Annotated in this window: 13 protein-coding genes; 4 read left to right on the top strand and 9 right to left on the bottom strand. The window is 40.4% G+C overall.

All coding sequences use genetic code 11. The features are described 5' to 3' along the window. The first annotated feature begins 104 nt into the window (after nucleotides 1–104). Nucleotides 105–557, top strand: a complete 453-nt coding sequence (locus CSV69_RS00860) for a hypothetical protein (protein ID WP_085426622.1) — start codon at nucleotides 105–107, stop codon at nucleotides 555–557. A gap of 80 nt (nucleotides 558–637) precedes the next feature. Beyond that, nucleotides 638–2,449, top strand: a complete 1,812-nt coding sequence (gene pepF / locus CSV69_RS00855; protein WP_199170379.1) for an oligoendopeptidase F — start codon at nucleotides 638–640, stop codon at nucleotides 2,447–2,449. A gap of 61 nt (nucleotides 2,450–2,510) precedes the next feature. Here the strand turns inward: pepF and CSV69_RS00850 are convergent, their stop codons facing one another. Both CSV69_RS00850 and CSV69_RS00845 read right to left on the bottom strand, forming a co-directional pair. After that, nucleotides 2,511–3,527 carry an LLM class flavin-dependent oxidoreductase gene (locus CSV69_RS00850; RefSeq protein WP_099692532.1) on the bottom strand — a complete coding sequence of 339 codons (1,017 nt, stop codon included), beginning with the start codon at nucleotides 3,525–3,527 and terminating at the stop codon, nucleotides 2,511–2,513. After that, nucleotides 3,524–3,892, bottom strand: coding sequence for a winged helix-turn-helix transcriptional regulator (locus tag CSV69_RS00845; protein WP_085426624.1), 369 nt, complete (start codon nucleotides 3,890–3,892; stop codon nucleotides 3,524–3,526). The genes CSV69_RS00850 and CSV69_RS00845 overlap by 4 nt, the downstream gene beginning before the upstream one ends. A 132-nt stretch (nucleotides 3,893–4,024) precedes the next feature. On the opposite strand from CSV69_RS00845, the gene CSV69_RS00840 reads away from it, so the two are divergent. Next, entirely contained in the window at nucleotides 4,025–4,651 is a 627-nt protein-coding gene (locus CSV69_RS00840; RefSeq protein WP_099692531.1) for a nitroreductase family protein, read from the top strand. A 179-nt stretch (nucleotides 4,652–4,830) separates the two neighbouring features. Here the strand turns inward: CSV69_RS00840 and thiD are convergent, their stop codons facing one another. The 3 genes from thiD to CSV69_RS00825 form a co-directional block, all read right to left on the bottom strand. Beyond that, nucleotides 4,831–5,658 carry a bifunctional hydroxymethylpyrimidine kinase/phosphomethylpyrimidine kinase gene (thiD, locus tag CSV69_RS00835; RefSeq protein WP_099692530.1) on the bottom strand — a complete coding sequence of 276 codons (828 nt, stop codon included), beginning with the start codon at nucleotides 5,656–5,658 and terminating at the stop codon, nucleotides 4,831–4,833. 183 nt (nucleotides 5,659–5,841) lie between these two features. After that, entirely contained in the window at nucleotides 5,842–7,188 is a 1,347-nt protein-coding gene (locus CSV69_RS00830) for a dihydrolipoyl dehydrogenase family protein (protein ID WP_085426627.1), read from the bottom strand. Nucleotides 7,189–7,372: 184 nt separating this feature from the next. Next, nucleotides 7,373–7,750, bottom strand: coding sequence for a rhodanese-like domain-containing protein (locus tag CSV69_RS00825; RefSeq protein ID WP_099692529.1), 378 nt, complete (start codon nucleotides 7,748–7,750; stop codon nucleotides 7,373–7,375). A 187-nt stretch (nucleotides 7,751–7,937) separates the two neighbouring features. Here CSV69_RS00825 and CSV69_RS00820 point away from each other — a divergent pair, with 187 nt between their 5' ends. Then, a complete protein-coding gene (locus tag CSV69_RS00820) occupies nucleotides 7,938–9,440 on the top strand; it encodes an MDR family MFS transporter (protein WP_099624718.1) in 1,503 nt (500 codons plus the stop codon). A 198-nt stretch (nucleotides 9,441–9,638) separates the two neighbouring features. Here the strand turns inward: CSV69_RS00820 and CSV69_RS00815 are convergent, their stop codons facing one another. The 4 genes from CSV69_RS00815 to CSV69_RS00800 all read right to left on the bottom strand — a co-directional run bounded on the left by CSV69_RS00815 (nucleotide 9,639) and on the right by CSV69_RS00800 (nucleotide 12,961). Next, nucleotides 9,639–10,019, bottom strand: coding sequence for a DUF3887 domain-containing protein (locus CSV69_RS00815; RefSeq protein ID WP_099692528.1), 381 nt, complete (start codon nucleotides 10,017–10,019; stop codon nucleotides 9,639–9,641). Next, nucleotides 10,019–10,690, bottom strand: a complete 672-nt coding sequence (locus CSV69_RS00810) for a YhfC family glutamic-type intramembrane protease (protein WP_099692527.1) — start codon at nucleotides 10,688–10,690, stop codon at nucleotides 10,019–10,021. The genes CSV69_RS00815 and CSV69_RS00810 overlap by 1 nt, the downstream gene beginning before the upstream one ends. A 74-nt stretch (nucleotides 10,691–10,764) precedes the next feature. Continuing rightward, nucleotides 10,765–11,580 carry a hypothetical protein gene (locus tag CSV69_RS00805; protein ID WP_099692526.1) on the bottom strand — a complete coding sequence of 272 codons (816 nt, stop codon included), beginning with the start codon at nucleotides 11,578–11,580 and terminating at the stop codon, nucleotides 10,765–10,767. A 115-nt stretch (nucleotides 11,581–11,695) separates the two neighbouring features. Continuing rightward, the gene (locus CSV69_RS00800) at nucleotides 11,696–12,961 is read right to left on the bottom strand and encodes a D-alanyl-D-alanine carboxypeptidase family protein (RefSeq protein WP_099692525.1); all 1,266 of its coding nucleotides are present in this window, start codon (nucleotides 12,959–12,961) and stop codon (nucleotides 11,696–11,698) included. Nucleotides 12,962–12,966 lie beyond the last annotated feature (5 nt).

Below are 12,966 nucleotides of genomic sequence, written 5' to 3'. Positions count from 1 at the left end.
CCAAAACGAAATAACTATCATTACACTGATAGTTATGTGCGTATCTTCCCTACTACATTCATATACTAGTGAGAAACGTTATTTTGCGGAAGGAGGGAATTCTAATGAAAATACGTGGTGTGATTTTGGCACTGCTAGTGGCTGGAGGATTTTATGTCATGATTCAGACAATTGATGAAGCTTCCTCCCATCCTTTTGAGCGACTACAAGACCAACAGCTAAATGGTTTAAATCCTTATTCTTCAATCACTTTTCGGCAACCTGGCTCTCAAGCACGACATGCCGTTACTTGGAAAGTAGACGAAGCTGAAGAAATAGACCGATTGCTATCATTTCTCCAAGCATATGATTATGAGAGAATAGATCCGGACACACTGCAATTGTTTGACGATCAATCGCTCTTCACAATTGATTTACAAGACGAGACTGGAAATCGAATGACCATTCTAATTGAAGAAGGAGTTTTAATCCATAATGATCGCCTATACTACGAAGTTGTCAATGGTCCTATGCAAGTAGATTGGCTAATGGATTTTATCATTTCCAATAAACCATAACTTTGTACTCTGAACATTCATTGTATTATACTAGTAATTAATTCGGCAACCGAATAATCGATTTGAAGGAGAGATTCACATTGGTGAAAAGCTTACCTAAACGCGCCCAAGTAAACGAACAAGAAACTTGGAATTTACACATTCTATTTGAAAACGAGCAAGATTATCAGAAAGCCTTAGCAGATGCAAAAGAAGAAGCGGCTGCTTTCGAGAAAAATTTTAAAGGGACCGTTACAGATGCAAACTCCGCTATTCAAGCATTAGATGCATATCGCAGTCTACAGGAGAAACTCACCAAAATCTCGAGTTATGCTGAGTTGACAGCAAGTGTCGATTTAACAAATGATGATTCGCAGATGAGAGAAAGTAAATTTGGTTCAATCGCTGCGAAAATCGGTAGCCAAACTGCATTCATAATGAGTGAATTAACGGAGCTTTCTGAGCAAACGTTACAGCAAGCGAGTGAACAATCAAAAGGGTATGCCAGCTTATTCGATAAGATAATTCGGGAAAAACCGCATCAACTACATCCCGAGGTAGAGAAAACACTCGCTGCATTCTCTTCTTCTTTCCAAGCACCGTATTCATTGTATAATACGACGAAAATGGCGGATATTAACTTCCCTGATTTCACTTCAGACGGAAAAGCTTACCCTTTAAGCTATGTATTATTCGAAGGGAAATGGGAGTCTGAACCGAAGACGCCAGTAAGACGTGCAGCCTTTAAAACATTCAGTGATACATTGCGCAAATATCAACATACAACTGCCAAAACCTATGATATGCATGTACAGATGGAAAAAACGACTTCTGACTTACGTGGTTATGACTCTGTTATTGATTATTTATTGATGGAACAAGACGTAGATCGTTCCATGTACAATCGCCAAATTGATGTAATCATGGAAGAACTAGCACCCCATATGCGCAAGTATGCGAAACTTCTTCAGAACATCTACGGTCTGGATGAAATGACGTTTGCAGACTTAAAAATGCCAGTAGATCCATTATATGAACCTTCAATTACAGTCGAAGAATCTAAAAAATATATGAATGATGCCCTTTCTGTTATGGGTGAAAATTATCTTGATATGGTGAACCGTGCCTATTCAGAACGCCGGATTGATTTTGCGCAAAATGAAGGTAAATCTACAGGTGCATTTTGTGCAAGCCCTTACGGCAATGGCTCATTCATATTGATATCGTGGACAGGCAGCATGGAAGATGTTTTTGTACTGGCACATGAATTAGGCCATGCCGGACATTTCAATTATGCCAATGAAGCACAAAATCTGTTTAACTCACAATCGTCACTGTACTTCATCGAAGCTCCTTCAACTATGAATGAAATGCTAATGGCTAATCATTTATTGAAGAATTCCAATGACCCGAAATTTAAGCGTTGGGTACTATCTTCTATCGTAGCCAGAACGTATTACCATAATTTCGTTACGCATCTGCTTGAAGCCGCGTTCCAGCGTAAAGTGTACGAACTTGTGGATGCAGGCGGCAATGTCAATGCCACTATTTTGAATGATTTGAAACGTGGCGTACTTGAAGAATTCTGGGGAGACAGCGTGAGAATAAATGAAGGTGCAGAATTGACATGGATGCGTCAACCACATTATTACATGGGCTTGTACCCATACACATACAGTGCTGGATTAACGATTTCTACTGAGATGGCAAAACGCGTATTGCTAGAGGGAGAACCAGCTGTTGAAGATTGGCTAAACACTTTACGTGCAGGCGGTTCAAAGAAACCAGCGGAACTCGCAAAAATGGCGGGAATCGATATCACGACAGACAAACCATTGCGCGATACGATCTCTTATATCGGTGGATTAATCGATGAAATCGAGAAGCTGACTGAAGAAATTGAAGCACAATAAGTTAGATAAATATAAGCATCCGCTTTGCAGGTTTTACTCCTGTAAAGCGGATGCTTTTCTATTATTTCATTATTTCGCTTAGGATTTCATATGAACGAAGTCGGTCTTCATGATTGAATATACCTGAACTGATAATCAATTCATTCGCTTTCGTCATATCTACGAACTCTTCCAATTTACGTTTTACTGTTTCAGGACTACCAATAATAACAGATGGTGATTGACTTTGCTGCGCTACCGCTTCTTGTTCAAACGGTGACCACTGCGCATCAATATCATCAATCGGTGGTTGGAACTGGATCATTTTACCTTGACGGATGTTCAAGAATTGCTGTTGCATTGATGTAGCCAGATACTGGGCTTTTTCGTCAGTATCCGCAGCAATCAAGTTTACGCCCATCATGGCATGTGGCTTCTGAAGATCTTTCGAAGCCTGGAAATTTTGATGGTAGATTTGCAATGCTTGCATCATAAATTGTGGCGCAAAGTGGCTGGCGAATGAAAATGGCAAGCCAAGTTCTGCCGACAATTGAGCACTAAAGCCACTTGAACCAAGCAACCAAATAGGAACATCCTGCCCTGCTCCTGGAAATGCACGAACACGGTCAGTTGGATTACCTTCGAAATACATACGCAACTCTTCCACTTGTTGAGGGAAATCTTCTCCACCGCTTTGTAACGTGCGACGAAGCGCATAGGCTGTTGCCTGGTCGCTACCGGGCGCACGGCCTAATCCCAAATCAATACGGCCTGGATACATCGCGTCTAGTGTACCAAACTGCTCTGCAATTACTAATGGCGCATGGTTTGGCAACATGACGCCACCAGATCCCACTCGAATTTCCTTGGTCATTTGCGCTACATGTCCAATAATAATCGATGTAGCGGAACTTGCAACGCCCGGCATATTATGATGCTCTGCCAACCAGTAACGATTGAATCCCCAATCTTCTGCATGTTGCGCAAGATCTACACTGTTTTTGAACGATTGCCCTGCATGGCTACCTTCATTGATCATGGCTAAATCTAATATGGATAACGGAACGTCGTTAAATAGTTTCGCGTTTTCTCTAATCAATTCATTCTCTCCTTCTGACAGCCACCATTTTTCTTAACCCACTCAAAAATGGCCTGAATAATACCTTCTAATTCTTTACCTTTTGCAGTAAGCTCATACTCTACTTTTCTAACTGTTGGATCGGATTGATTTTTGATGACCAAACCATGCGCTTCCAACTCACGCAATCTCTCCGTTAGAAGACGATCTGATATTCCTTCGATCTCCGCCGATAACTCAAAGAACCTTTTGGGTCCATCTAATAAATGATAAATGATAATTCCCATCCAACGCTTACCGATAAACTCGATTGTATTGTGGAAACTATCGCAACTTTTTTGACCTTTAGGATTTACCGACTGAACAAACTCTTCATTTTTCTTCATTAGCAAAACCCCAATCCTGTACTTCCTTCACTTTATCACATTCATGTTTGACAAACAAGCTTACTAATAGTAATCTTAAAATTAACTTACTAATAGTAAGTAAAATAACATTATTAAGAGGAGTTTTATATTATGTCCCAACATTACGATGAGTTATTGGAAGTTATGCATGCACGCAAATCTGTTAGAAAGTTTGATGCGAACTATACAATCGATAAAGAAGATATTACGACTATGCTGGATGAGGCAACTTCTGCGCCATCTTCGAGTAACTTGCAGCCATGGCGTTTTCTAGTCATACAAGACCAAGAGTTGAAGAAGAAAATCAATCGTTTTTCATTTAATCAAGAACAAATCGAAACCGCGTCGGCTATTATCGCGGTGATCGGTGATACGGAAATGTATCATAATATTGATGAGATTTATCTTTCGAATTTAGCTGCAGGAAATATAGATGAGGAGCATGTGCAGATTCAAATTAATAATGCCAAGGCGGCTTATCCGAACGCACCACTTGAGGCGAGACGCAATATTGCGACGTTTGACGCGGGTCTAGTTTCGATGCAGTTGATGTTGATTGCGAAGGCTAGGGGGTATGATACGGTGCCGATGGGTGGATTTGATAAGCAACAGTTTGCGGAGTCGTTCGAGCTTGAGTCTCGCTACGAGCCACTTGTGTTGATCGCGCTAGGCAAAGCCGCTTCATCTGCTTACGGCTCTACTCGACTGCCAATTGATGCGATTACTACTTATATGTAGAAGAGTGAATAGCAGAAGTGTTGGGGGGAGATTGATGCTACGGAGGGTACGCTTTCATCCCGAACCACTCACAAACTCACTCACAAGCACTTGCTTTTAAACTTAAACTATACAAAAGAGGATGTCCTAGAAGTGTTACTACTTCCTAGACATCCTCTTATTTGTATGGCTTTCTGAACTCATTCGCGCTCTATCGTCACCTTACAACTCGTCTCATCATACTTACCATAAGCCGCATGATAGGTTGGACCGACTCCTGCTTTAAAGGTTAGGGAGTGGCGAATGCCGGCTGTGATGAACTTTTTCGCCTCAATTACGGCATCTTGCACTGTTTGTCCCTTTGCCAGACCCGCTGTAATAGCTGCAGAGTAACTGCAACCCGCTCCATTCGTATTGATCGTATCAATTCTTGGCGCTTCAAGTAGATAGAACTGTTTTCCATCGTACAACACATCCACTGCAGGTCCTTCCAACCTGCCGCCTTTAACTAAGACGAACTTCGGTCCCATTTCAAACAAGCGTCGTGCGGCTTCTTTTAAATCGTTGACCGATTTTAGCTCCATACCCCCTAATAAATAAGAAGCTTCTGGCATATTCGGTGTAATAATCGTTGCAAGAGGAATCAATTGCTTCTGCATTGCTTCCATTGCATCGTCTTTCAACAGTGCCGAGCCCATTTTTCCAATCATTACTGGATCTACTACGATATTTTGAATTGCGGACTGCTTGATCCACTCCACCACATTGACAATAATCTCTTTAGTGAACAACATACCCGTCTTCATCGCATCGACACCGATATCTTCATGTATTGTTACTAATTGCGCTTCAATCGCTTCCCAAGATTGAGGGAATATGCCTTGACCCGTTCGAGGGTTTCTCGCAACAATCGCTGTAACGGCTGTTGTACCGAATACATCAAACTCCTGGAACGTTTTCAAATCTGCTTGGATTCCTGCTCCTCCACGTGCAGCAGAACCAGCGATAGTTAATGCGCGTTTGATCATCGTTCATTCCTCCTGTCTACTATGTAATACATCTAGATATCTTTTAATTATCTACGTCATTGTACAGGATAACGTGGCTTGGTTATAAGAGTCAATTTCATTGTCTTTCACATGATCAGAATATACTTCCCTTAATTAAAAATTCCCTATCCAGCAGTAGGATAGGGAAAAGTCTTGACACCATTACAGCATATACGAAATATCAGAAGCTACTGTTGGATATGCGAATGGCATCTTCTTTAATTCTTCGACAGGAATTTGGAAACGAATCGCTAGGGCAAAATGGTTAATTAGTTCATCCGCTTCCCCACTCAATAGATGGGCGCCGAGCACGACATCTTTCTCTTGATCGATAATTACTTTAAATGCCGCTGCCCCTTCGTTCGTTCGTCTATATGTGAACCACTCCGTTGCATCTTGTGACTTTACGAACACTTTCAAACCGGACTCTTTTGCCTCTTGTTCGCTCATTCCGACTGATGCTAACTTTGGAACAGTGAATACAACAGAAGGAACTACTGGATAATCTGCTGTCTTATTATTCCCGTTGAGAAGATTCGAAGCCACTACATGTGATTCAATCGTCGCAACAGGCGTTAACGGAGGTGCGTCGCTTGAAGCCACATCACCCGCTGCGTATACATTAGGGTTACTAACACTTTGCATATATTCATTAACGCATACACCTTGTTTATCCCACTTCACATTTCCTTTTTCCAAGTCCATGTCTAGTGCAGGTACGCGACCTGCTCCATGTACAACAAGATCCGCTTTCCATTCTACCTCACGATCTTCTTGTTCTCCTTTAACCACAAATGCATTACCACATTTCTCAATTCCGTTTACAGGTGTATTAAGATGTACATGCACACCTACTTCCTTGGAACGTTTAATCAGCATTTTCACCAAATCTTGATCAAAGTTTTTTAAAGCTTTTTCACTTCTATGCAAAATATGCACTTCAGATCCTGCCCTTGCAGCAACATGTGCAAATTCGAATGAAATAAATCCGCCACCTATAAATACGATACGTTTTGGAAGTGTATCCAGTTCCATAAACTCATCACTCATCGTCAGATATTCTTCACCTTCTATATCCATTTTCATAGGTTCTGCACCTGTAGCAATAAGAATCTTTTTCCCTTTCAATACATCTGAACAGACTTTTAATTCCGTTTCACTTTGAAAAACTGCCTTGCCATGATACATATCAATTCCTAGTTTTCCATACTTCTCTTCTGTATCTTCAGGTATCGTTTGAGTAAACGTTCGTTTGAATTCCATTAATTCTGACCAATTAATTTTGCTATCTTCTTCGATACCTTTTCCGTGCATACGTTTATTCCAATCTATTAATTCAGCTGCTCCTACCAATACTTTCTTCGGATCGCAACCTCGCTGAGAACAGGTCCCCCCAAAGGGCCGGTCATCGATAATCGCAACGCTCCAGCCTTCTTTCTTACATTTTATTGCCGCAAGGGACCCTGCATTTCCGGTTCCGACCACTAGCAAATCATATTCTTTCACCATACTCTATCTCCTCCACCTTTACCTGCTATAGCAATTTTCTACTCTGTTATCAAATACCCTCTATTGTCCTTTATGACACGTGGAATCAATTATTCATTTTACTTCACGCTATTTTGTAGTTTACATACTATACGAACATTATACAAAACAAGCGGTAGCTAGTAGGCAGTCGCTTGTTTTCTCTTTATTCAACTTCCCCCTGCCAAGTTGACATACCTTCTGAAACATTGATTACATCATATCCTTCGTCGAATAAAATCTCACTTGCCGTCTTCGAACGGCTTCCACTTCGGCAAACGACGACATACTTCTGGTCTTTAGCCAAACCAGTTCTATCACCATTTTGTATTTGTGATAAAGGCATATTAATTGCCCCTATCATATGCCCGTCTTCAAATTCATCTATTTCTCTTACATCCAATACTATATCGCCTTTCTTTTGCAAGGTTTCAATATCCTTCAAATCTACTGTTTGATAGACTTCTTCTTTCTTACCTTCATTTGTCGTACCGCAAGCTGCTAATACTAAAACGGTTACGATTAACCATAATATTTTTTTCATAACTTCACCTCTATACGATTTTCTTCTATTGTATCTCAATGATGTTATAACACAAAAAATGATGACTAGAACACTTAACAGTTTTTTGATTTGGGAACATATTAATCATGCACTGAGAGAATAATACTGCTAAAATTAAGTAGCTCATATATTCTTATGAAGTGCAGGCGTTAAAGGAGTGGAATAAATGGATGATAAGAAAACGCTGCGTTTAGTTCTAGCTGGTATCTTGCTCGGTATTTTAATGTCTGCGATGGATAATACCATTGTCGCAACTGCACTCGGGTCAATTCTAGGTGATTTAGGTGGAGTCGATAGTTATATATGGATTACTTCTGCTTACGCAGTAGCTGTACTTGCCGGGATGCCGATTTTTGGTAAGTTATCAGATATGTATGGCCGCAAAAGATTTTTCATGTTTGGTATTATTGTTTTTATGATTGGTTCAGCACTATGCGGTGTTGCACAATCCGTGCCACAGTTAGCTGTTTTTCGTGCTATTCAAGGAATTGGCGGAGGGGCTTTACTTCCCATCGCGTTCACTATTGTATTTGACGTATTCCCTCCAGAAAAACGTGGCAAAATGACAGGTATTCTAGGTGCAGTCTTTGGAGCATCCAGTGTCATCGGTCCATTACTTGGTGCTTGGATTACGGAGTCTATTAGTTGGCATTGGGTATTCTATGTCAATATTCCCATTGGACTCGTTTCCTTATTTCTAATTTATCGCTTTTATAAAGAAGCAACTGAACCTTCCAAGCAAGCTATTGATTGGCTCGGTGCGATTACACTAGTCACTGCCATTGTCAGTTTGATGTTTGGACTTGAATTTGGCGGTAAACAATTTGCGTGGTCCTCTTGGCAAAGCATTACATTATTTAGTCTATTTACGGTATTTTTCATTATATTTTTAGTGGCAGAGACGAAAGCGAAAGAACCGATTATCTCATTTTGGATGTTCAAAAGCCGTCTTTTCGCCTCTTCACAAGTCTTAGCACTTCTTTACGGTGCTACTTTCATAGGTTTAACAATCTTCATTCCTCTTTTCGTGCAAGCTGTATATGGTGGCTCCGCAACGAATGCCGGAATTATCCTTATGCCGATGTTACTTGGATCGGTCGTCGGAAGTGCGCTGGGCGGTATCTTACAGACTAAAACGAGTTATCGAAAAATCATGGTTATTTCCGTAATTGCCTATTCGATCGGAATGCTATTGATGAGTACGATTACCCCTGATACTTCTCGTTCCATCCTATCTTTCTATATGGTGTTTGTTGGATTTGGTGTCGGATTTTCCTTCTCACTTTTACCAGCTGCCACTGTGCACAATATGGATTTCCGATTCAGAGGTTCAGCCAACTCAACAAATGCTTTTTTCCGATCATTAGGATTGGCACTGGGCATCACGATCTTCGGAGCAATCCAAACCAAATTATTGGCAAGTGAATTGGCATCCGGTTTTGCTAAACTCCCTAACGGAGACAATAGTGCCGTGGGTAGTATACAAAACGCTTTTTTACCTGAAGTCCGCAAAACCATTCCAGAAGATATATTGAATGTCATGACAAATGCTATGTCTAATTCTATTTCTACGACATTTCTATGGGCACTCATTCCGGTTGCCATTTCTATACTAGCCGTATTCTATATGGGGCCAGAACGATTGATCATACCAAATCAAAAGAAATAGTAAATGGTCAATAATAAATCGATACATCGTTACCGGATGAGCATTGTCAGCGTCAACTTCATTCCATCCATGTTCATACAATTCTCTTTTCGGAAAGATTCTCTTTAGGTTTTGCACAAAAAATTTAATTGAACAAAATCCATAAAAAAAGCTCTAACGAGAATGTACTTTATCTCGTTAGGGCTTTTATAGTGGTATTTATTTCACAAAAAATCCTGCGATTTGTTGCTGGTCATCAAACGTAATCGTATAGACACGTTTATCTTCTTTATATTCAGCAGCAATCGACGCTACAAAATACTGCTCTTTTTTTGCAACAGACTCTTTTTCGAAACTGACAAACTCCCCTGATTCTTTCACAATATCTGATACTTCCTTTAGTTGCTCCACAGATAAAGAATCCTTCATCGTGGCATCAAACATTTCACGCATATCATCAAATTTTTCTTCATTCAAAAACGTGATGGCTTCTTTCGATTTTTCTATGTACTGAGCAGCCTCAGATTCATCTACTGTGTTTTTACCACATGCAGCAAGCAATAAAACGACTGCCATAGTCAATAGGACAAGTTTTTTCATTACCAGACTTCCCTCCTTTTACTATAGATTCCGTAGCTAATGACGCTAACCGCCACGAATGCAAGAATACTCTCTATTGATACTACCACATACTCTTGCGGAATAAATACAGGCAAAATTCCAATCATTGAGTCAATCCCTGTATGTATGGCAATAGCAATCACCAGATAGGAAAGACGTTTCTGTTTTATGCCGTGCAGGACGATAATTGACAGTCCTATATGCAGCAGCATAGCAAAGAATCGCTCTACACCCGCTAAAGCAAGCATTCCGTTGCCTACTGTAAGTGGAAATACGGAAAGCATTGGAATTCCTACAATGATCAGCGCTTCAATACCACCATGCCCTGCTCCAAATAAAAATCCTGATAGCCAGTCCCTTTGCTTCATCAAATACCGCATAGCAAGATAGCGTGCTCCTTCTTCAAATAGCGCAGCGGAGAATCCAAGCACGATAGCGTACTGTATGGGATGTACACTACTAAAAAACAAAAAGTCTATACTGTTCTTTTCCACGTATTGTAATAGTGGGATGCGTATGAGCAACTGGGATACAGTAAACGCAAGAACACCTAGAAAGAAAGGGATCCATCGTTTTTTAAGGATTGCATATATAATGAATGACAATGGTAAAACAATAGCTATAATGATTGTGAAAATCCAGCCTGTCATTCCGTCATCACCCCTTTACCCCCATTATATTGATACCCCTAGTCTATCAATATCCTTTTAGTTTGGGAATGATCTTATTGGAAATGAACTACTATCTCCAGTAAGTCCATTGCTGATTGCACTTCGGAAAGTTCATAGACCACAGAACCTTTCGCCCAAATCGCATAATGATTTTCACTTGTTGCATCCAACTTAATCGATCCATGTTGCTTCGGGATAGGAAGACGGTGAGTTTCCAAATAGTCTACAGCTCGTCTACCTAAGTCTACTCCTTTTTCTGGCTGTTCAATTGAAGTATGTGTGGCAAGCGACCATCTCCCCTCATTCCAACTCGTCCATAGGTTTCCGACACCTGCATCTTGATAACCCGTAATACCATGACCGAGATCCACTTCTTCACCTCCAACTTTTGCGTAATCTTCAAACGCAACTTTAGTTTCTGCTTGCCCTTCTTGATCTTTATAATCAATCACTAGTAAAGTCGCTAGTTTTTCTTTTTTTGTATGCCCGTCCAATAATGCTGCATTATTTATTGAAACTGGTTCATCCGTAACAAAAAAGGTGATTTGATACGTTGTGGACTCGGAACTTGTAGTAGCTGTTAGATGTTGGTCCGTTGTAATCGGAAGTTTATCAGGCAACACTATGTCAAAGTTTGTAGTAGAAATTTGATCCTTTATGGCCGAGAGTACTTCCTCTTGTGTCAAATCGTCTATCTGTTCAGATGCTATTTGCTCTCCATTTGATTCCTGATCTTGAACAGTAAGTGTTTCTCCTTCTGATTTCGAAGGTTGTTCAATAGAAGTTTTTTCTGTTTCTGTTTCAGCAGAGCACGCACTCAATAAACCGAGTGATAAAATGACACTGCTTATATAGATTCTTTTTTTCATTATATTCAGCTCCTTTCACATGTTTTTCCCGCTATACTACTAGATAATCTTAAAAGAATGCAAAAAAATCTACCAGAACATATAGTGCATGAACTGATAGAGTACTTCTGTATAACTATTCCCTTAATCCTACATACTCTTCTATAGTGTTTTGTTTTACATATATCTCTTTAGCGAGTGCCAATCCAACATAGCGGTAATGCCAAGATTCATGCATATAGCCCGTAATGTCTTCTTTTCCTTTAGGATACCGCATGACAAAACCATATCGGTATGCATTTGCTGCCAGCCATTTCCCAGCTTTGGTTGAACCAAATGACGCATTCGCCCAATGTTTCGGGGCATTCGCTTCACCGATATCAAATGCAAGTCCTGATTGATGTTCAGAATACCCGGGTCTCGCACTATAACGGTCAGCGGCTTTTATTCCGTCTCGTTTTACATATTTTGCGTATAAATTCGTTTGATAATCAAATGAACGATACGTGCTAAATGCAGTTAATTTGATGCCTGACTTCTTCGCATCAGCAGCCATCTTCGTAAATTGTGCACGTGCAGTCCGGTCTTCGCCAGGCGCATAGTTCTTCGGTAAAGGATACTGCTTGTTGACAAGTAAAACTCCTTTTATATAGATAGGTTTCTCTGGCAGTAACTGGCCTTCAATATATTTATCTGCCGGCAAGAAAATGGTAGGTTTTACGCGTGGGTCCACCCGTGAGATAGCCTGTAGCTTTGCTTTATTTACGACTGCAGAATTACTTCCAGCCGGCAATTTATCCTGGAAAACAGTTGGTGCTACTTCCTTTTTGTTCTGCTGATCTAGTCGATGGAAGAATAATACGGCCTGTGCCCGGGTCAAACGATTTTTAGCTCCATACTTCTCGAGTAATGTATTAGCATGTGGAACTTGTCCAACTGTAATCTGCTCGTCGAATAAATACTGTATGGATTTCTCCAGTTGATAAGCTTGGCCGTTCACGTACGAAATGACTTGTGCCAAAACTCCTCGAGTCACGGGTTTATTCCGGTAACTTCTATCCTCATAGCCGACTAAAGGTACTTTAAATCTTGCTAATGCTTCATATATACTGTTCGACCATATTTTATTATCATGGGCTATATATAGTGCACTTTCATCTTGAATTACCTTGTAATAACGCGTAAGAATCGCAGCGAAATGGGCTTCTGTGAGCCAGCTATTTGGCCGGAAGGTATGATCTTCGAAACCACCGACCAATCCTTTTGAATAAGCCCATTCGATAGAGTCAGCAGATGGGTACGATTGAATGTCCGTAAATTCATGTGCGTGCACTTCTTTTACTGTGAAATTTAACATAAAGCCTAACAAACAAATAGTGAGGATCGATGTGATTTTTTTCATTAGTA

Origin of the sequence: Sporosarcina sp. P26b (genome assembly GCF_002743245.1) — a bacterium.
GTDB classification, from domain to species: domain Bacteria; phylum Bacillota; class Bacilli; order Bacillales_A; family Planococcaceae; genus Sporosarcina; species Sporosarcina ureae_C.
This window is presented reverse-complemented; position numbering and strand designations above follow the sequence as displayed.